The 18098-nt window shown below is 43.4% G+C and carries 18 protein-coding genes; 4 read left to right on the forward strand and 14 right to left on the reverse strand.

Annotation, left to right across the window (positions count from 1 at the left end):
* Positions 1–117: 117 nt before the first annotated feature.
* The 14 genes from C7E02_RS17720 to C7E02_RS17790 all read right to left on the reverse strand — a co-directional run bounded on the left by C7E02_RS17720 (position 118) and on the right by C7E02_RS17790 (position 14611).
* Positions 118–1527 carry an FtsK/SpoIIIE domain-containing protein gene (locus tag C7E02_RS17720; RefSeq protein WP_105310299.1) on the reverse strand — a complete coding sequence of 470 codons (1410 nt, stop codon included), beginning with the start codon at positions 1525–1527 and terminating at the stop codon, positions 118–120.
* Complete coding sequence (locus tag C7E02_RS17725) at positions 1506–1757, reverse strand: hypothetical protein (protein WP_105310300.1); 252 nt, start codon at positions 1755–1757, stop codon at positions 1506–1508. The genes C7E02_RS17720 and C7E02_RS17725 overlap by 22 nt, the downstream gene beginning before the upstream one ends.
* Before the next feature lie 5 nt (positions 1758–1762).
* Positions 1763–2155, reverse strand: coding sequence for a YdcP family protein (locus C7E02_RS17730; protein ID WP_105310301.1), 393 nt, complete (start codon positions 2153–2155; stop codon positions 1763–1765).
* Between the two features lie 15 nt (positions 2156–2170).
* Positions 2171–2485, reverse strand: coding sequence for a YdcP family protein (locus tag C7E02_RS17735; RefSeq protein WP_005363246.1), 315 nt, complete (start codon positions 2483–2485; stop codon positions 2171–2173).
* A gap of 243 nt (positions 2486–2728) precedes the next feature.
* Positions 2729–6157 (reverse strand): VaFE repeat-containing surface-anchored protein, encoded by a 3429-nt coding sequence (locus C7E02_RS17740; protein ID WP_105310302.1) that lies wholly within the window; start codon positions 6155–6157, stop codon positions 2729–2731.
* Positions 6158–6695: 538 nt separating this feature from the next.
* Positions 6696–8087, reverse strand: coding sequence for a site-specific integrase (locus tag C7E02_RS17745; RefSeq protein WP_166462229.1), 1392 nt, complete (start codon positions 8085–8087; stop codon positions 6696–6698).
* Between the two features lie 24 nt (positions 8088–8111).
* A complete protein-coding gene (locus tag C7E02_RS17750; RefSeq protein ID WP_105310303.1) occupies positions 8112–8318 on the reverse strand; it encodes a helix-turn-helix domain-containing protein in 207 nt (68 codons plus the stop codon).
* Positions 8319–8809: 491 nt separating this feature from the next.
* The gene (locus tag C7E02_RS17760; RefSeq protein ID WP_105310304.1) at positions 8810–9052 is read right to left on the reverse strand and encodes a helix-turn-helix domain-containing protein; all 243 of its coding nucleotides are present in this window, start codon (positions 9050–9052) and stop codon (positions 8810–8812) included.
* Positions 9037–9471, reverse strand: coding sequence for an RNA polymerase sigma factor (locus C7E02_RS17765; protein WP_105310305.1), 435 nt, complete (start codon positions 9469–9471; stop codon positions 9037–9039). Before C7E02_RS17765 ends, C7E02_RS17760 begins: the two co-directional genes overlap by 16 nt.
* A gap of 492 nt (positions 9472–9963) precedes the next feature.
* Positions 9964–10416: a helix-turn-helix domain-containing protein gene (locus tag C7E02_RS17770; RefSeq protein ID WP_105310306.1), complete on the reverse strand. Its 453-nt coding sequence runs from the start codon at positions 10414–10416 to the stop codon at positions 9964–9966.
* Positions 10417–10497: 81 nt separating this feature from the next.
* Positions 10498–12417, reverse strand: coding sequence for a TetM/TetW/TetO/TetS family tetracycline resistance ribosomal protection protein (tet, locus tag C7E02_RS17775; protein ID WP_105310307.1), 1920 nt, complete (start codon positions 12415–12417; stop codon positions 10498–10500).
* A gap of 345 nt (positions 12418–12762) precedes the next feature.
* Positions 12763–13308 carry a GNAT family N-acetyltransferase gene (locus tag C7E02_RS17780; protein ID WP_166462290.1) on the reverse strand — a complete coding sequence of 182 codons (546 nt, stop codon included), beginning with the start codon at positions 13306–13308 and terminating at the stop codon, positions 12763–12765.
* A 57-nt stretch (positions 13309–13365) separates the two neighbouring features.
* Positions 13366–14229 (reverse strand): GNAT family N-acetyltransferase, encoded by an 864-nt coding sequence (locus C7E02_RS17785; RefSeq protein WP_105310309.1) that lies wholly within the window; start codon positions 14227–14229, stop codon positions 13366–13368.
* 25 nt (positions 14230–14254) lie between these two features.
* On the reverse strand, positions 14255–14611 hold the full coding sequence (locus C7E02_RS17790) for a nuclear transport factor 2 family protein (RefSeq protein WP_074924845.1): 357 nt from the start codon (positions 14609–14611) through the stop codon (positions 14255–14257).
* Positions 14612–14824: 213 nt separating this feature from the next.
* On the opposite strand from C7E02_RS17790, the gene C7E02_RS17795 reads away from it, so the two are divergent.
* The 4 genes from C7E02_RS17795 to C7E02_RS17810 all read left to right on the forward strand — a co-directional run bounded on the left by C7E02_RS17795 (position 14825) and on the right by C7E02_RS17810 (position 18077).
* Entirely contained in the window at positions 14825–15181 is a 357-nt protein-coding gene (locus C7E02_RS17795; protein ID WP_158683094.1) for a helix-turn-helix transcriptional regulator, read from the forward strand.
* Between the two features lie 250 nt (positions 15182–15431).
* Positions 15432–15761, forward strand: a complete 330-nt coding sequence (locus C7E02_RS17800; RefSeq protein ID WP_105310311.1) for a plasmid mobilization protein — start codon at positions 15432–15434, stop codon at positions 15759–15761.
* The gene (locus C7E02_RS17805) at positions 15722–17065 is read left to right on the forward strand and encodes a relaxase/mobilization nuclease domain-containing protein (protein ID WP_105310312.1); all 1344 of its coding nucleotides are present in this window, start codon (positions 15722–15724) and stop codon (positions 17063–17065) included. The genes C7E02_RS17800 and C7E02_RS17805 overlap by 40 nt, the downstream gene beginning before the upstream one ends.
* A gap of 118 nt (positions 17066–17183) precedes the next feature.
* Positions 17184–18077, forward strand: a complete 894-nt coding sequence (locus tag C7E02_RS17810; RefSeq protein WP_105310313.1) for a BRO-N domain-containing protein — start codon at positions 17184–17186, stop codon at positions 18075–18077.
* Positions 18078–18098 lie beyond the last annotated feature (21 nt).

Genomic DNA, 18098 nt, shown 5'->3' on the forward strand with positions numbered 1-18098 from the left:
AAAATCCTCATATTTTAAGGATTTTTCGATATTGAATTGACTGTTTCCAGTTGATTTGTGCCCCCCTGTTAGATAACGGGGGCGAATGGTTGGTGTGGCAAGCCACACCAACACAGGCTAGTCCGTACCTGCGGCTTCCGCTTCGCACGCCGCCTGTCCGTCCTGCCTGTTTTGTGACAATCTTCCTATCTCTTTTAGGAAATCGTGTCCTTTTGGTACAAGGGGCGTGTAAAACTCTGATATGACACTCATTCCCGTATCAACATATCCACGACCTTTTATCTGCTTCAAGAAAAAATCCTTGTCTACCTCACCAAACATCATGGAATAGCCAAGCTCCGACATACGCCCCAATGCAACACGGAAGTTGAACTGGTCACGGATTCCGTCACCGAGATATTTTGCGTCTGGACGCTGACAGGCAAGGATAAGAAAGTAACCTGCCTGTCGTCCGAGCATGACTATCTGTTTGAGCTTATTCAGCACAGCAGCGTTTTCCTTTGTCGTCAGCATTTCCATAAACGCCACATATTCATCAAATATGAGAAAATGTGGAGCAAGACCGAGATAGGCATAGTTTTCACCTGTCTTATAATTTTCCATGAGCTTCATAGCTTCACTTCGTGCCATCATACCGTCATAGAATTTATCAATACAGGCGGTTATATCTTCCTTTTTGTAATAGACTTCTGGCATGACAACGGATAAATCCGCAAGGTCGGCGTTTTTTGGGTCTAACACATACATGACCGCATTGCAGCGGAGCAGAGCTTCAATGATAGTGAGGATAAAGTAAGTTTTACCTCCACCCGTACCGCCAGCAATCAGCATATGAGGGAGCTTGTCATACTCCCACCAGACATTCTTCATCAGACGCAGGCTGCCATTTTCAGCCTGTACCTCGTCAATGGTGATACGGTTTGCAATCGTATCATAGAGTAAGACATACTCCACATAAGAATCATGCAGCTCTTTTGATACCAGCTCACAGTACAAGCCTGTTTCCAGTTTCTTTTCCAAGTGTAGGAGCTGGTCTTGATATTTCCCCAGCGTGATTTCTGTACGAATATACAATAGTCCGTTATCCATACGGTAATACAGCTTTGGAAAATAGGTGATTTTTTCTTTCTTTGTACCTGCTGGTAAATCCTTAAAAAATCCGCTGTCCTGTGTGGTTTCTGATTCATACCAGCCATTTTCAAGTATCATCTTTGCCAGCTTTTGACGGTGAAAGAGCTGTTTCACCCTGTCATACTGGAATCGCTGATACAAAAGGGCAGCAATCACACAGACCAGAGCTGACACTATGACCGTCACTATCATATATGGCGTGACTGTTAAATGGACGCTGCCATCTTTCAGAAAACTAACCGATTTCCAGTCCGTTGTTAGGATTGTCTTTAGGTTCAGCAATACTACTACCATAAGAAAGAGCAGGAGCAGCGAACCAGTCGAGAAACGAAAAACCAGCGATTTGTCGCTGGCTCGAATACGGTTTCCCTTATTTAATAAAAATCCATGTAAAATATGAGTACACCTCCATTTTCACCGCTGCCGCCAGTCTTTGTCTGGAACTGAAACGTATAGCCACAGCCATCATTACTGATATAATCGGGCATATGTACTTCCAGAGATTCTTGTGGCTCACAGTTTTCTAATGCCTGTAACAGTATATCTTCTGCAAGCCACCTGTATTCTGGCAGAGCGACACGTCGAAAGTCCTTTTCGTAATCATCATACCCTATGATATTATCCATGACTTTTATTTTCCGTTAGGATTGTCTTTTCGCTGCTGCGGATTGTTTGGAGCATGGTTATTTCCAGCCTGTCTGTTCTTCAAGACAATATCGTCTGCCTTGATGTACCAGTCAACGTCTGCCCCTTGAAACGTAGCAGTTGCCACTGTATCAGCCACAGGGTTGATGATTTCCACCTCTGCGTTGTAGTCAAACTCCTTTAACGGAACAGTGGCAGGAATACTTACCTGTATCATGCGTCCCTGTTCTTTACATTTCAAGTCGTAGGTACGTTCCTTGATTTCTTCAGAAACCGTACCGTCCTCATTCTGCATATGTACCTCACGACGCAACGCCGAGAACTTCAATACTCCGAATGTCTTTTCCTTATCAATAATGATTCCGTTTGCTAATCTCATAATCTTTCTACCTCCTTACGCTTTCACCATATCGTCTGCTGACAGGATATAGTTTGTGAATCCTCTTGTACCGATTTTGTAACCCTCTGCGGTGATTTTCGGATTGATAAGTTTGACCTTTTCCTCCGATTCAAAATTTTTCTCACCAGCAGACGCAGGCAGTACCACGATAATATCATCTGCCCTCTGTACGTCCGAATAAAGGTTAAAACTACGAGAAACTACCGTCATACGTCCGTTGATCCTACGCTGTTCCACCTTATTCTCACCTGCAAACTCCAAATTTCCGAATGTTTTTTCCATGTTCGGGATAACGTGTTTTAATTCCATAAATGTATTTACCTCTTTTCTTTCTATATTTTTAATGATTGATAGTGTCATTCTGCTGTTTGGATAATATCTGTCTGCCTGTGAATCATCAAGGGCGTTGCTTTGTGCTAAAGCACCCTTGACAATTCCCATTCAGAAAGATAAGTGTTCATCAAGCAGAACTTCGATTTACTGTCAGTCACATACTGACTTTCTTATGATGGGCGGTGAACGGGGCGTTTTCATGTACCGTGACCTCCCGTATTATTTAGACTTCTTTACTCTGCGGAATCTCTTATATCCTGCAAAGATAAGACCAGCAGCGGAAATCCCCATCATAGCGAATAATGCGACAAATGGTGTATTGTCACCCGTCTTTGGTGATGTGCCTGTTCTTGTTGGTGTGCTAGGCTCATCTGGTGTGGTAGGGGATTCTGGTTTTTCTGTGATTGTTACAGTCTGCCCTTTATCCTTGATGTCCTTATGTTCAGCCACCTTGATAGGCTCGTCTGGATTTGTTGTATCGTACAATTCTTCAAACGTCACAAGCTCCTTACCACCTAACTCGCTGGCATTGAATGTAAATGCAATCTGAACTTCCATCTTACTGTCAGTAGCGGTGAAAGTAAGGTCATTTTCCACACGCTTACCATTTACGATAAGCTCTGCATTTTCAGATTTCACCATTTCCCAACCTTTAAGGGTGTACTTTGTGCCTTTTTCCAGACCGTCTAAAGTGACCGTATCAACGATAGTCACACTCTTACCAGCTTCGATTGTCTTTTTGCCTGTTGCCTTGTCGGTAGCGGTTGTGTGCATAGTGATGATACGCTCTGTGATTGTCACGGTCTGCCCGTCGTCCTCTATGTCCTTATGTTCAGCCACTTTCGTAGGCTCGTCTGGATTTGTCACGTCGTATAATTCCTCAAAAGTGACAAGCTCTTTTCCTGCAAGCTCGCTGGCATTGAATGTAAACGCAATCTGAACTTCCATCTTTGTATCAGTAGCGGTAAAAGCAAGGTCATTTTCTACACGCTCACCATTTACAAGAAGCTCTGCATTTTCAGATTTCACCATTTCCCAGCCTTTGAGCTGATATTTTGTGCCTTTTTCCAAACCATCTAAAGTGACCGTATCAATGATAGTCACATCTTTACCAGCAACAATCATCTTTTCACCTGTTGCCTTGTCGATAGCTGTGGTATGAACCGTAATCACTCGTTCTTCGATTTTCACGGTCTGCCCGTCGTCCTCTATGTCCTTATGTTCAGCCACCTTGACAGGCTCGTCTGGATTGGAAAGGTCGTATAATTCTTCAAACGTCACAAGGTCTTTGCCACCTAAAGCACTGGCGTTGAATGTATAGGAAACCTCAACTTCCATTTTGGAATCCTTTGCAGTAAATGAGTAATCACTTTCCACTGGTTTTCCGTCAATAAGAAGTTGTGCATTTTCAGATTTCACCATCTGCCAGCCTTTGAGCTGATATTTTGTGCCTTTTTTCAATCCGTCCAAAGTAACCGTATCAACGATAGTCACACTCTTACCAGCAATAATTGATTTTTCACCTGTTACCTTGTCGGCAGCGGTAGTATGGATAGAGATTTCTGGTTTGTAATCATCTGTCAAAGTGCCTAAGTCAATGACTGTCTTATTTCTGGAAACCACCACATCAAAGGCAGGAATCAGTGTCATTCCTTTGTTGGAATCACAGCGTAATTCTTCGATTGTGTAAGTGTCATAAAGCAATGCACCTTTGCTGTCGTCTGGTGTGGAAGTACCGAACCAGATACCGTCCTCACTGGATTTACCAGCGTTGGTATTCTGTTTATGCGATACCCATTCAGAAGAAGTGGAGAACTGACCGTTTGCGTCCGTCACAATGATGTGGCTTTCACCAGTCGTCTTGCTGGTGATCCTGAACGGAACATTCGCAAGTCGCTTGTGAGTGCCATCACCGATTTTCACACCCTCCAAATCACCACGAATAATCTGATTGTAAACAGAGTGTGCTTCGTCTGTTAAGTCAACGATTTCACCATCATTCACAATGTCAAACTCACGGTCTGTCGCACCAGTGGTCAAGTAGCCTGTCGGACTTTTAGATTCCGAAATCTTATAGTGACCGTAAGGAAGTGTGTCTGCGGCAGTCGCAGCGATACCGTCAACGCCTGTATGGATTGTCTTGACAACTTCATTTTTGTTATATAGCTTGCCATCTACCAAGACAGGGTTATCATTTAGGGAAATGATTTCAAAGGCAGTATCTTTCAATATTGCACCGCCTTGTGGTTTTGTATCTTTCGTTTCAAGGTCACGCTTCTGGATTTTCACACCGCCACGAATCACCTTGTCTGATACGGAATACTGGTTGCTGCCGCTTAATGCTGCAAGCTCACCATCTTCTGTAATCTGTGCCACATAGACACCTTTTATCTGTTCCGAACTTCCGTTAGCCTGCATATATGCACCCTCTAACAAGTACCCGTTTGGAGCAGCTTTTTCTTCCACAGTGATAGTACCAAGCGGCAGGCAGACAGTACCGTTTTGTGTGTAGAAACTGTCACCCGATATTTTGTAAGCGTCAGCTAAACGTGTGATGTAGTGGACTTCGTTATTACTGTCTTTTTCAGCGATTGTCTTTGTCGTCCATGTGCGTGTTGCTTCTGCTGGAAGATTATCTTTTGTGTAATATCCGTCATAATACTTCCAGACGAACTCCGCACCCTCCAAAGAAGCGTTACCCTGTGCGGTAGAGTTGGACGTTTCCATATCAATCTTGAAAAGCTCAACCAAAGTATCAGTGACTTTTGGTGTATCGCTGACTTTCAATGTAGTAGTTTCACCAGCCTTGACCGTAAGGGTGTAGACGTTCTTATCTAACTGGAATCCCTTTGGAGCTTCGGTTTCTTTTACATAGTATGTAGAAGCTCGGAGTTCCACAGTGTCAGTATTCCCGTTGCCATCTGTCGTAAGTGTGGCAACAGACTTCGTGCAGCCTTTATCAGAATAGACAGTATAAGTCGCACCAGATAAGGAATAGCAGTCATTAGACTTTGTAATCGCTGTATTACTGGACGATTTCTGAATCTTGCCATCACCGACAGCCAGCTTCGCCCAGAACTGTCCTAAATCCTGCCCCTCACCGACATAAATATAACCGCCACAGTCGTAACGGTCTTTATTCGCTTTTGCGAAAGCCTTTGCGTTCTCATAGACTTCTGACTGGATTTTTTCTGATACTTCGTCATAGGCAGCTCGTACATTGTTGTAACCCCAACCTAAATGAATGCTCAATCTACGCCAGACAACGCATTGTTCCAACAGATAGACTTGCTTGCTGGAAAGACTGTGTGTTTTGGAATACTGTTTGACGTATTCCAGATTCAACGCCACGTCTGATATTTGGTCGTCACTCATTCTGTCTTTAGCGTCAACACGGTTTTTATATCCCGATTCAAAGTTGGTGTTAATATCTACACAATAGGCAGTCTGACCGTCAGCGGTCATTATGCTTTCTTCAAAGCTCTTAATCTCTGTACCGCTATTGTCAACCTTGACGATTGTTCCTGCTTTACCGTCCGTAGTGGTATAGACGGAATCCGCAGCATGAACCTGTGTGACAGGTAATGCGGTAAATACGGTTGCAAGGGTAAGTACACCTGTAAGCAATCGTTTTATAATCTTTTTCATAATTATTAAATGCTCCTTTCATTTTGAAATATAAAAAGGACGCTCATTTCTGAACGTCCAAGTCATACGAGTATCTTGATTTCTAGTGATAAATGATTTATATTTATATGTAGTTATTTGTGAATCATAGCAGTAGACAGGTTCATTTTGCTAACAGCCTGCTAACACTCTGCGGTGTATGGCGGTACACTTACGAGTATTAGCTTCTAAAATGAACAAAGACTTTTGCTTTGATTTACGGTATTAAACGCTCCTAAAAGGATAATCGAACTACCAGTTACCACAGTTCACAGAGAACTCCTAAGCGTGGGGTCGGAGGTTCAAATCCTCTCATGGACGCCAGCGAACAACGCTGCAAGCCTTTATTCATAAGGGTTTGCAGCTTTTTTTGTTCAGCCGCAGCCTTTTGTTAAAACCATCTACCAGGGTTGGAGGGTTACTTTTTTGTTTATGCGTTACAATGAATTTTTTGCTAATTGGAAACGAACTAAAATGGAGAGCTTGCTAAGAAAAATGGACTTCTTGCTAATTTGAGATTTTAGCCAGCCTTTTGAGCGGTAAGCAATGCTGCCAGGGTGCTTGCAAGCTCCGGGGATTTTTGGAGCTGTTCCACCAATGCCGCCAGGTCTAAGGTTTGTGCTTGAGGCTGTTCCGGCTCCTGGGGAGGCTTTACATTCCGCAGATCAGGATTAGCATAAAAGGCACTCTCAAACTTCTGGGCATTGATCTTACGGTCCTCGTCGAGGATGTGGGCGTACACTTTTGTAATCATATCAATTTCAGCGTGGCCCGTGTCCCCCTGGGTGGCTTTCAGATCGCCGTGGTTGAGTTTCAGCTTATAAGTAGTGCTGGAATGTCTGAGAGAGTGGAACACCACATTAGGCAATCCGGCTTTTTCTTTCAGCAGAGAAAATTCTTTCTCAATAATCCGGTTCTCACATGGCCTGCCATTAGGCAGGGCAACCACTAAATCATAATCTTGGTATTCCTCACCGAGGAAGCTCTTTAGCTCATCCTGTGCTTTTTTCCATTCACGGAGGATATAAGCAACGGTTTTCGGCAGCCAGACTTTTCTCTCACTTGATTTTGTTTTCGGTTTTTTCAAGATCAGCCGTGTGCTGGTGTTAGGCATAAGCGGAGTGAAGATATGGAAAATATCTTTTTCTCCTATCATTTCAATCGCCTGTTTGGAAGCCCTTATCAGCTCTGCCTCAATGTAAACATAGGCATTATCCGCCGCTATGTTTTCATCCTCAATGTGGACATTCTTCCAGGTCAGACCAAGAATTTCTCCCATCCGCAAAGAACACGCAAATGCAAGGTTCATAGCAACATACAATTTGCTGTCAGTACACTGGTCCAGAGCGATACGGATGGTATCGGCGTCCCAGATGTCACGTTTCTTGTACTCTGTTTTCGGTAATACGGTATTCTCAAAGGGATTTTTTGCAATCAGCTCCCAGCGGACAGCCTGCTTAAAGGCACAGCGGAGAAGTTTGATGATCTTCTCAATGTTCTGATTGGAAATAAACTCTGTTTTCGGTTTTCGGTTCCTCTTACAAACAGGAGGGGTCTTTTGGAGAGTCTGAATGTATTTATCTACCACACGGGGAGTAATTGCCTGAACCTCCATATCACCGATAATCGGATTGATGTAGTTGGCGATCAGGGCGGTTTGACTGTCATACATGGACACGCCCCATTGTTTTGCCCCATAGGTGGAAACAAAATCATACAGAAAATCAGATACTTTCTGATTGTTGGGAGGAAGAAAAGTACCGGTGTTGATCTGGTTCTCAACCTCCGCTTTCCGTTTTAGAGCCTCTTTATGGGTATGCCAGGTTTCCCACTTTTGTTTCGTTTCTCCATTTTCGTCTATGTAGTTGTAAACAACAGAATATGCTTTTTTTCGTTTGATGATGGATGCCATGATCGATCTTCCTTTCTTTGTCCGTTAGAACGCCTGAGCGTCTAACCATTCGTCAAATGATTTTTTGGAAATTCGTATGGCATTACCAACTCGAACGGTTTTGAAATGTCCCTCTTTCACAAGGTTATATGCAGAAGTACGGCCGATATTTAACATCACGGCTATATCTTCAACCTTGTAAGTTCTCTGTTCGGGGACATTGCCAGGTGTACGATTTTCGGCCTGGTTCATAATGTCCTCCTTTCAGCAGCCGATCAATCATACAAAACATAACTTCTATCATCATTATGCCGCGCTTTATATGAATTGTCAGCTGCTAATAAAAAGTTTTCGATTTATCCATATTAAAAAGGACAAAACAGACGGCCATTAGCATGGCTCCACGGGAATTTCACCCCCGCATGGTTCTCATCCGGCCCTACCCATTGCTTGCGACGCTATCAACGCTCGAACTGATGGCTGTAAGGGAGTATCATTGTCCTCTTTGGGTATCATGGCCCACAGCCTGCCAAAGCTGTTTTGTGGCATGGTATTGATCGCTCGCTTAAAAAGGTCATGGCGCACCTGCCAGATGGCTCCACCGAAAGAGAATGTATCTGCCTGTCCTATGCTGTCACGGAGTTATCGTCCGGACTTTCTTTGTCAAGGTGCATTTATGGCTCCGATCCGGTTCAAATACCAGGCGAGGAAAGAGAGGACAAAACACGCCTGTAATATGTACCTTAGACCGGCAGAACCTTGAAACCTGTTACAATGCTATACAGCAGTTTAGCCTCCAGGCGAAGCCTCATATCTTCGTCCACATAGAGGTGTTCGTTGCCATATTCATCTTTCATAGGTCTCATGGCGAGGAAACGAATATAGCACTTGTAATGATTGAGTACAGCATTTAAGGCTCTCTCGTCACCCTCTGAGGCTGCCAGGATCACTGGCAGCGGTATGGGCTCTCTTATGTTTCGGGCCATTCAAATCCCTCCTTTTCCAAATACTCACGCAGTTCTTTGAGGATACCGCTGCGCCGTTTACTGATAGCCTGACGAACCACATTAAGCTGTTCGCTTATTTCACGGTCCGTCATTCCCAGGAAGTAGGACAGCAGGATTACATCCCGCTTGTCCTCCGGCAACTGTGACAGAGCCTCTGCCAGCAGATCACCGACCACAAACACTTTCTGCCCAAGCACTTCAAAGACATATTCGTCCTGAAAATACTTGTCATAGGAGGCGGCCTGTGCCAGCTCGTCCGGCGATAGTTCATCCAGAGATTTCTCGCGGTCACGCTGCCTTGCGTATTCATTCAGAATACGGTTGGCCTCGTTCTTCAAAACCCTGGTACAAAAACCGCCAAACTGATTTTGAACACGCTGCTCATAGGAGTTTTTCATTTTCTCACCTCCCTTCGCAGCCGCAAAGGCGGGTGATAGTTCTCCTCCCTTTCGCAGGGGTAATCATGGAAACCGCAATTTGGCAACCAAGATCGGAGAAAAATTTTATAAAAGGCCCTGCTATTTTGCGAAGTCCCGAATAAACAGAAAAAAGCGCCTGACTGCAAGACGCAGACAGACGCAAAGGAATTAACAGCAGTATTTAGATGATTTAAAAGTTCATATTCAGGGGTAGAAACATCCCCGGTGGTAGTCGGGCTTTTTTTGATAAGTCAAAGAATGTAAGAATTTGTTGATATGGTTTATAGCTCATGGCGGCTTCCTCCTATAGCCGCCGCTTTTACCAGTGGTACCGCGTCATTTCTTGAGAAGATAAAAAGAAACAGCGGCTTTGATTTTGTCAAAACCGCCGTTTGGCTTTTTCTTTATTGCATTAAAATTTTGCTGCCCACACAACGGTTTTTTTATTAACCGCAAGCAGCTTTTTTCATTTTAATCATGTCGTTTTAATGTAATAATAGCATGGCATATTAAACCGAATACAAGGGCAAAGCAAAAACCTCCAAATAGTGACGCTCCCCAGCCTGTACCGGACATTGTCATCAGACCACCCACAAAGAAAATACCAATGCCGATAAAGATACCAACTGCGTAAAATAATCCGATTGCTATATCATACTTATTAAACGGTCGTTTTGTTTTTTCCATATTTGTTTCCATTTTTATGATTACCTCCTTCGCAAGATCATCCATGTGGACTCCAAAAAGAAAGCAGATTTTTTTCAACGTATTTATATCGGGTTCATTGACATCCCTCTCCCAATTCGATAGCGCCTGCCGGGTAACATTTAATTCCCCGGCTAATTCCTCTTGTGTCATTCCCGATTGTGTCCGCAGATGACGTATTTGCTTTCCTGTTGTAATATCTGTCTGTTCCTTGTTCAAAATAGTTCCTCCTCTCTGCTACTGATTCTATCAATGATATTCCGCAATAGCCAGCAATGAACGCTAGCATTGCGCAAGACCTTACATGATCTTCTGAAACATATGACGAACCTTATCCAGCCGGCTATTGGGGCGGCGGGGCTGTACTGCAGGTTCCCCTGAAGTTTCCTGATACCCTTTCAATTCCGTCAGGCAAACACTTCTTCCATTTGTGTAGAAATTCAGATCGCTTTTGTATTCCCCAATCCGTCTTGCCGGTATTTCTCCAGTTAAGATCGCTTCATTATTTTTTATTGAAGTTGTTTCAATTACCGCATCGTATTTCACAGCATCATGATAAGCCCGTGAAAGATATTCCTGCGGTGCAAACAGGGTAAAAGAAAGATAGGGTTCTAAAACCTGTGTTCCTGCTTTTTTTAATGCCAGTTCCAGCACAATGGGCGCAAGAAAGCGGAAATCTGACGGAGTACTGACTGGGCTGTAATAAATTCCGTATTCAAAACAGATCCTGCAATCTGTCACCTCCCATCCATACACTCCCTGCTCCAATCCATACTGAATCCCTTCCATAACTGCGTTTTGAAAACTTTGGTTTAAATAACCAAGTGACACCTTGCTTTCATATTCTGTTCCGCTCCCAGCAGGAAGGGGAGTGACTGCCAGACCAATCGACGCCCAAAAGGGATTTGGCGGCACTTCAATATGAATTGTATAATGCTCCTCTTTTCGTGGTCTTTCCATATAAATGACCGTAGGCTCTTTTACCTCTGCCTCGATGCAATATTTTTCATTCAATAAAGAACAAACAACTTCTAACTGTACTTTCCCCAAAAAGGAAAGAATGATTTCATGAGTGACAGGATCAATCACAAAGCGCAGAAGCGGATCAGTATCCGCAATCTCTGTAAGGGCATCCAGCAACACTTCCCTTTGCTCTGCTTTGGCTGGCTCTATCGTTGTCCTAAGAAGCGGCAGGGGATTATCCGTCCATGCCTTGCGTGGCAACAGTTTTTCGTCTCCCAGAATATCATTTAACTTTAATGTGTTGTCAGACAAAATAACAATCTCCCCGGAATCAGCAGTATCTGTCTGGACAATTTCTCCCTTAAATGGAATTGACATCTCTGTAATCTTAATCTTTTCCTTTTTTTGCAAAAAAATCGTTTCCCGTAAGCAAAGCGTACCACTATACAGCCTTACATAGCACCGTCGTTTTTTCTGCTCGGTATATTCAATTTTAAAAACGTACCCGCACAGTTCCGATTGACAGTTATCCGTTTTCGATGAAAAAATATCTGTGATTACATCAAGCAATTCTTTTGTCCCGATATTCTCTTTTGCGCTTCCATGATATACCGGAAAAAAAGTTCCCTGCTGTACCCTTCGCTTTATTTCTTCCTGAAGTTCCCGCAATGTCAAAGGCGCTCCTGAAAGATATTTTTCTAAAAGATCATCATTCCCGGCAATCACAGCATCCCACTTTTCAAAATCCGCAACGTCGGAAAGTGTTAGTTCTGAAAATAAATGAACTTCCTGCATAACCATCATATCTTCTGTCAATTTTTCTCTGATATTTTGATAAGTCTGTGCAGGAACAAAGCCTTCCTGATCGATTTTATTGATAAAAATAATGGTTGGTATCTTCATCTTCCTCAGCGCATGGAACAGCACTCTGGTCTGTGCCTGTACGCCATCTTTTGCAGACACTACTAAAATCGCTCCGTCCAGAACTGATAAAGAACGGTACACTTCTGTCAAAAAATCCATGTGTCCCGGTGTATCTACAAGATTCACTTTGTACTCTTTCCAGTGAAAAGACGTAACGGCAGCCTGAATGGTAATTCCCCTTTGACGTTCCAAAGCCATAGAATCCGTTCTTGTTGTGCCTTTATCTACACTGCCCGGTTCTATGATTGCCCCGCTTGTATACAGCAGGCTTTCTGTCAGTGTTGTTTTTCCTGCATCAACGTGTGCAAGAATGCCAATATTGATTATTTTCATGTGTCATCCTCCATTCACAGCCAAAAAAAGGCATAAAAATCCCCAGCAGCAAAATACTCTTACCGCTGGGGATTTAATCTTTGGACATACACATAAAAGACATACGCCAACAGACGCTTGTCACTTGTCTTGCTATGTCAATATATAAGGCAAAAGTATTTTTAAATAGGCACAAAAAACCAAGCCCTTGTTCCAAAGGACATCCCAAAGTTTTTTGTTCCCACTATTTGGTTATAGTTTTATTTAAGAATACCCTGCCGCATATTTTTTAACTCCTTTTTGGAAATATCATGATTATAACACATCCGCACCCGAAAAGCAAGCATGAAATAAATCTTTCAATCATCACAATTCTAATCTCATAGAAATGACCTCCTGAAATCCGGCTATGCGGGAGCAAAATCCTTTGGGATTTCTTCCAAACTCGACAAATCCAGCCTGTTCATACATAGAAACGGCTCTTTCGTTTTCAGCAACCACATTAAGTTCAAGCTGGCTATAGCCCGCTGCTTTAGCACATTCGATACATGAAGCCAGCAAAGCCTTACCAATTCCAAGCCCCCAATATTTTTTCGCAACGCTGATGCCAAATTCTGCCCGATGCCGTACCTTATACTTTGTACCGATTGCCTCGATTCCTGCTGTTCCTGTAATGACACCGTCAACTATGGCAATCAGTTCAATCTCCCTTTCACTCTCAGCCTTTTCTTTCAGGAACTGGCTTTCCTGTTCGGCATTAAAACTGTTTTCATCTGGATATGTAAGCAAATAATCGGTTTCGCTATGTGTCAGATTGAAATTATCCAATACAAGCTGACCATCACTTTCTGTTCCATTCCTCAAACAACATTCCACACCATTACTTAACATTATTGTTTTATTATATCTCATGCCTGCCCCTTCACTGACAACCGCCCTTAAAGTCAGCTTCTTCATCTATGCAATATCCTAAACAGAAAAATATTTTCTCATTTCATATTGTTTAACAAATACACGAAACTTCATTTTCTTCAAAAATATGTTTAATGCCTGATCTCGCTCATCCACGTTTATTACTTTCATCTCTAAACTCTTTGTTTGTTTCGATAAATCCAACAAAATCTCTGTGGCAACTCCCATTCTGCGATATTGAGGATGTACCGCTAACTGCACAATATCTCCTTTTATTTTGTCCACAATACCATAGCCGATCAGGTTTCCGTCAAATTTAACAATCGTATAAGAAAAGGATCTGGCGATTGCGCATACAGCATCTTTTGCGTTTTGCCATGAAGGTGGATACGTCCAAAAATCCTTGACTATTGTCCATTGAGCTTCTTGTATTTTTTCTGGATGTTCCAGTTTCCACGCTTTATATATGCCTGGTTCTTTTATCCCACCTGTCAGTTGGTAACAATTCAATACTCTGTCAACTTGAAATCCCTGCTTTTTATATAAAGTAAGCGCCTTCTCATTATCCTGAATCACTTCCAGCTGATACACTCTGATTTTATTTTTTATACATATAGCACTGACCAGATTCAATAATTCCCCCATGATTCCTGTTCTGCGAAAATCAGGGATAACTCCTGTTCCGAGGTCATAGACTGTTTTTTCATTATCCCACTCTCTCACTCCATTCAAGATAAAAGCGACAAGCGTTTTATCTACAAAGGCTCCAACTGAAACCGCAGGCATAAATCCATTTCTTTTCAACATTGTCTCAAAGGATTTAAAAGACATATCAACTGAAACCTGATAATCAGAAAATGCCTGTGTAAACGCTTCGTATATACAAATGGAATCTATGTTTTCCAATGTCCGGTATTCCATATTTTCTCCTACTAAAATGTCATATTTACTCTATTGGAAGATTGTGCTGTTTCAAAAATGAGAGTTTATCCCAATAGCCTCGTTGGAATAAAATCTTTCCGTTCACCACCTGAAAAAAGCCACATCCCCGTAACCCCAATGGATCACGCCATTCAAGGATTGCCCATTGCCCATCCTCAAAAATATTTTCTACGATAGCTGTCATATCCGCTGTTGAAAATTCGGCTGTAAACATGGTACGGATTGCTTCAATGCCTACTACTGGCTCATTCGCTACTTGGTGATTTGTCGCATTTTCATGATAAAGAGCTGTAATTGCTTCCACATCATGGTTATTGAATGCATCTACCCATAACTGAACAACTTCTTTCGGTCTTAACATGGTAGTAATCCTCTCCTTGTAATTTCATAATTTTTCTTGTTTGTGCTATTGTATTTGATAAGCAAATGGTTTTTTCTTGCCATTCATATGATTATACCTTGTCATGTCAAGAATATCAAGCCGAAATCATGAATTATTTTGGCTTATGTTGGGAATTGTGTAGACATATTCAATGAGAAAAAGGAACTGTAAAATGTAATCGGGTGAATGAATATGGCAAAAAGACCTGTAGAAAAAATCGACTTTGGCCCCTATGGGTCAGCAATTAAGGCGGCGAGGACAGGACAGAAGGAGTCTCGTAACAAAGTAGGTGATGAGATGTATCTTTCTCCCCGCTATCTCGCCAATATTGAGAATAAGGGACAACATCCGAGCCTCCAAATCTTTTTTGAGCTCATGTCCCGCTATCATATCTCCGTGGATCAATTTCTTTTTGGGGATACGACATATGGGAAAACTACGTTGCGCCGACAGCTTGACGCTCTGGCAGATGAATTGACCGATCGGGAAATCGGAATTATCATTGCCACCGTACAAGCCGTGTTGGATGCCAGAGAAAAAGGGGAGTAACCATGCTCCTGACACAACTGGACAGAGAATGAGAAACGCTATGAACGAATGAAGTTTGTAGCGCTTTTTCTTTGCATTTTCGGTAGCCAAACGGAGGTTTTCGGGATTATCTAAGTACGAAGAACTAAAGAACAGCAAGCACAGCAAACGAGTACCCGTTTGCGATTTTTCTAATTTTCAGGTCCTTTGCCCGAAAATGAAAAATGCTTGTTGGGATAATCCCAAACCCTTAGAAGAACGGAGGAAACCGATGGCGAACCGAAAGAGAAATATTCAGATGAAGTTTTGGGTGACAGCCGAGGAAAAAGGGCTGATAGATGAAAAGATGAAACTGCTCCCCACACAACGGTATGGGGCTTATCTGCGGAAGATGGCGATTGACGGATATATCATCTACACTGACACCACGGACATAAAGGAGATGAATAAAATCCTGTCAGCCATCAGCAGGAACATCAACCAGATCGCAAAGCGGCTCAATGCGGGAGGTTCCGCCTATGCGGCGGACATTCAGGAGATCAGGGAAAGGCAGGATGAGATATGGCAGTTACAAAGACACATCCTATCAAAACAACGCTGAATAAGGCCATAGCCTATATCTGCAATCCTGGGAAAACGGATGAAACCCTCCTGGTGTCCTCCTTTGGGTGTTCCGCAGAAACCGCCGACATAGAATTTTCCTGGACACGCCGCCATGCCATAGACAAGGGCACCAACCTGGGTCGCCACCTGATACAGGCATTTTCTCCTGGGGAGGTCACGCCGAAACAGGCCCATGAAATCGGCATGAAGCTGGCAAATGAAGTGTTGGGCGGCAAGTATGAATTTGTCCTCACGACCCACATAGACAAGGGGCATATTCATAATCACATCATTTTTAACTCTGTCAGTTTTGTGGATTATCGGAAGTACCACTCCAACAAGCAGAGCTATCATTTCATCCGCCGCACCAGCGACCGGCTATGCAAGGAATATGGTCTGTCCGTGATCGTGCCGGGACAGGACAAAGGGAAGCGCTACATTGAACATACCACAGAGAAAGCGGGAACCAGCTATAAGGCGAAATTGAAAACAGTCATTGACCGGCTCATTCCCCAGGTATCTGATTTTGAGGAACTGCTGAAAAGGCTGGAGGCAGAGGGATACGAGATCAAGCGGGGTAAGTACATTTCCTGCAAAGCCACGGGACAGGAACGGTTTACCCGTCTGAAAACCCTGGGCGTAGATTACACGGAGGAAGCCGTTTCCTCCAGGATTGCCGGAGGCCTCCGCCCATCCAAGCAGCCGAAGTTAGGCAGTCAGAAGATCAGCCTGCTCATTGATATACAGAACAATCTCAAAGCCCAGGAAAGTGGTGGCTTTGCACATTGGGCGAAGATCAACAATCTAAAGGAGGCAGCCCGTACATTCAATTTCCTCACGGAACACGGCATTACCCACTATGAGCAGTTACAGGGTAAGGTTGATGAAGTGATGACGGAACAGGACCGGCTCCTGTCCTCCATCAAGGCAAAGGAACAACGGATAGGCGAGATCGGCCTGCTGATAAAGCACGTTTCCGCCTACCGGGAACACAGGCCAGTCTATGAGCAGTACAGGAAATCTTCCGACAAGGAAAAATTTCTGAGAGGACAGGAAAGCCAGATCATCCTCTTTGAGAGTGCTGCCAAAGCCCTCAAACAGATGGGCGTTCAAAAGTTGCCAGATATTACTGCCTTGAAAAAAGAGATGGACTCCCTCACCGCAGAGAAACAGCAGGAGTATGGAACTTATCAGAAAATCAAAGTTCAGGTAAAGGAACTGGATACCATCAAGCGGAATGTGGACCAGTTCTTATCTGCACCACAAAAGGAAGAACGGGAGAAGAACAAGGAACGAGGGTAAGCGTTCATTGAAACACAAAAGCATACATGATATAATTTACAAAAGTAATTTTTTCAGGTGGGGTACAAATTGTACCCTACCTGAAATGGAATAGACATTAAAACGGGAGGGCAAAATAATGAGCGAAAAAAATAATTCAATCCAAATGTTTGAAGATAGACAAATCCGCACTGCCTGGAATGCCGAGCAGGAGGAATGGTATTTCTCTGTTACCGATGTTATCGCTGTCTTGACCGATAGTGCAGACCCAAAACAATACATCAAAAAAATGCGTTCCCGTGACTCTGAGCTTGACGCAAGGTGGGGTACAATTTGTACCCTAACTTCAATGGTAGCAAGTGATGGAAAGAAATATCGGACAAATGCCGCAACAATGGAGGGGATTTTCCGTATCATCCAGTCTGTTACTTCTCCCAAGGTTGAACCGCTGAAAGCATGGCTTGCGAAAGTCGGCAGCGAGCGTATCGAGGAAACCATTGACCCGGAGAAGGCCATTGACCGCGCTTTTGCTACATATCTGAAAAAGGGATATGATGAAGACTGGATCAATCAAAGACTCCTGACTATCCGTGTCCGCAAAGAGCTTACAGACGAATGGCAGAAGCGTGGCGTACAGGAGGGAAAAGAATTTGCCATCCTGACGGATGAGATTACCAAAGCCTGGGCGGGTATGTCTACCCGTCAATATAAAGCCTTGAAAGGTTTGAAAAAAGAAAATCTCCGTGATAACATGAGCACCACAGAGCTTGTCTTAAATATGCTTGCGGAAACTTCCACAAAAGATATTTCTGCCGCTGTTCATCCTGCGGGATTTGAAGAAAGCCGCAGAGTTGCCCGCAGAGGCGGTGAAGTAGCCGGAATTGCGAGAAAGGCCCTGGAAGAACAGACAGGTGCCCTGGTTGTTACCAGCATGAAGGCCGCAGATTTCCATAACCTCCTTACTTCTATCATAGAGGCTGCCCCTGCTCTGATTGAGGAAGAAGATGGTGAGGATACCGATAATAACGAATAATTCTGCACCGTGGAAATGTGC

Origin of the sequence: Dorea sp. Marseille-P4042 (assembly GCF_900290215.1) — a bacterium.
In the GTDB taxonomy this organism is placed as follows: domain Bacteria; phylum Bacillota; class Clostridia; order Lachnospirales; family Lachnospiraceae; genus Dorea; species Dorea formicigenerans.